Source organism: Mycobacterium sp. ENV421 (genome assembly GCF_002887815.1).
In the GTDB taxonomy this organism is placed as follows: domain Bacteria; phylum Actinomycetota; class Actinomycetes; order Mycobacteriales; family Mycobacteriaceae; genus Mycobacterium.
This window is the reverse complement of the sequence record NZ_PDHO01000102.1, coordinates 1-2,707: the sequence shown is the minus strand read 5'-3', so window position 1 is coordinate 2,707 and position 2,707 is coordinate 1. Positions and strand designations below refer to the sequence as shown.

1 protein-coding gene is annotated in these 2,707 nt (G+C 63.9%); it reads right to left on the bottom strand.

Annotation, left to right across the window (positions count from 1 at the left end; all coding sequences use genetic code 11):
* Window positions 1–497: 497 nt before the first annotated feature.
* Complete coding sequence (locus CRM90_RS29770) at window positions 498–2,072, bottom strand: hypothetical protein (protein ID WP_142391496.1); 1,575 nt, start codon at window positions 2,070–2,072, stop codon at window positions 498–500.
* Window positions 2,073–2,707 lie beyond the last annotated feature (635 nt).

The following is a 2,707-nucleotide window of genomic DNA, read 5'->3' as shown; positions in this document are numbered from 1 at the left end:
CACGCTCAATGACGAGTGAGTACCCCGCGGTCGTCATCCCGAGAGACGGTCAACATCAGCCCACGGCCGCGGGGCCGTACAGGTCTTTCACCTGCATAGAACGATGTGTCGGCGTCGCCTGAAAACTAACCCCGTGAACTCACCCGACGAAAAGGGGTCAATTTTCGGCCGCCGTTGACACGATGCGGCGCGACGATTTACACGCCACCGCTGGGAGCTGACTGTCGGCTTACGCATCTGGATGGGTGATAGGCCCTGAGATCGAAATGACGATTGCTGCAGTCAGTTTCGAAATTGAGCGCGAGGGAACAACCGCTGATCGCGGCACCGGCCGGGGCCACGGCGCGGACATCTTCACCGGTCAATTCGCGGTGACCGAACGACTGTCCGATGTGGGATCCGCGCACCCCGCCCATTTCCCGAACCTCCCGAGCTTCGGTGTTCCGAATGGGTAGAGGCGAACTGGTCAGGACATGCTTGGCGCCTCGAAAGCGCGGTTAATGCTTCACGTAGTAGTCCGGGGCGTCACTGGTTTCGATCGGAAGTGGCGGGAACAGTTGCATAGGATCCGGTGGGGCGTTGTCGCCGTCGACCCAGTCTGCTTTCCCCGGGGGTGGCTCGTAGTTGCGCCAGGCCACCAGGTAGCTCCACTGCGCGGTCGCTGCTATCACTGCGGCCCACATCCCTGGGTCCTGCAGGAGATTTGAGGTGGCACGGCGTGTGGCAGTGTAGCGACTGGGATATCCAAGCGACGCAAGGCCGATCGGCAGCCCGCCGTCAGCCGCGGCAAGGTCAACATCGACAGTGCCGCCGAACTTGTACGGATTCGGCAGAACCAGCGTGGCTCCGAACACCGTTTGGCAGTCGTAGCCGGTTTCGGTGTTCTCCACGTCGCAGTAGAGGATCCATGCAGCGTCGGCGAATCGACAGGCGAACTCCGCGGAATGAACGATGAACGCGCCGTCATCACTGTGGGCAGAGATTTGCGTCCGCGGCCCGGGCATCGTGAAGCGCACCTCGCCGGGCAGCACTCCATAGCGGCGCTGTTCGTAGTCGGCCGTCGAGTCGCCACACATATCCTGGATGACCCATACGGTGTCCCTATCGACGAGTCGACGGACCAACGGCACCACCGGATCCGCATGCGTCACAACACGTTCCCCCAGAACCTCCGGAACGCCTCCCCCGTCGGATGCAGCAACCACGACAACGTGGGCACCGGAAACTGCGTTGACTACAGCTACCGACGGCATTCCCGCGATCAACGGGTCACGCAGTTCAACCGGCTGCAGTGGCGGATGCGCATCCGTGCCGTATGCGGGGCTGTCCTGCAGTATCCCCCCGCACGACAATTGGTGCACCCAAACCGTCTGTGGCGTAGTCAAATACGGAAACACCGGTACCGTCATGAGGTCACGATCAGCTCGGATCCGCGCGGAGATCTGGGCACGCCCGGAGCCAGAGTCGGCCCAAACCTCGACGAACGCACCTACGCGAGTCTTCACTGACACTGCTTGCCCGCAGCTGAACAACGGTACGGCGAGATCCGGGTTGGGCGGCGTCGCATCGTCGATCACCGGCACCGTTGTTGACGTCTGAAAACCGCAGACCGATTCGGCGACTTGAACGCTGCCGCCGGACGGCAAGGGCGGCACCGGAATATCCCAGCTGGTCCGCCCAGGCGGCACCACATACATCAACGCGTCGACGGAGATTGTCGGCAACGTGATGGTCACCGTCAGCGGCGCCCCGCCACGTAGAGAGTCGACGTGCAGCAGTGTCGAACCCGCGCAAGGTGGCGTGATGATAACCGGTGGTGGCGGTGCAGCGGGCGCGATGTCGACTTCGGCCGGTTTCGACGGTTCCAGGTCACGTTCTCGACACACTGGCAGGAACTGCGTGACCTCGACACGGTCACCTTCGGCCGGGAATGGCTTGGACATCACGAACCACAGTTCACTGGCATCGAAGGTCGCTGAGTCGGTTGTCCCGTCGGACGCGCGCGTGACCGTGACTTGCGCACCGTCAATCACATCGCCGATTAACAGCGAGTTCTCGCAGCCGAGCGGCAACGGATTTCTGACCACCGGTCGGCCTAGCGGCCCATCTGGCAGTGCGCGGGTCCGCCCGACGGTGACGTTGGGCCCACCCGCCAGCGCCGGAAACCCAGCGGGGGCCGCCTGCGTCGCCTCGACAACGGCACCAGCCCCAGGAAGTGATGCCCCCAGCAACACTCGAGCGTCGCCGTACGTGTCGGCGCGCGCTGCACCGATGGTCGTCCCGGCGGTGGTAACCGTGACCGCCGCGCCTGGGGCTGCGCTGGCGAGCCACAACGCGCGGCCACATTCGAACAGGCGGCTCTTGAAAGTCATCGGCGGAAGTTGGGTGTGCGCAGCTGGTGATGCACTGACGAGCACGGCGAGCTCGTCGGGTGTCGGGGCACTAGTGTCTGGGCCGAGCTGCTGAATTGCGACGAGGCGTTGGCCGGCCGCCAACGGGGCCCCGGCTGGTATTGGAACGTGGTCGGCGCCGCCCACGCTCACTACGGCGGGGGCGACTGGATTGCCATCGACAGTTCTGACGGTGATAGTGGCGCCCGGTAGGCATCCCTCGACCAGGACCGTCGATACCCACTCTGCGATCGGCCCGACAACCGATGGAATTCCCAAGGCCATGACGTCCCCCCATCGTCCGCGGTCGCGTCAAT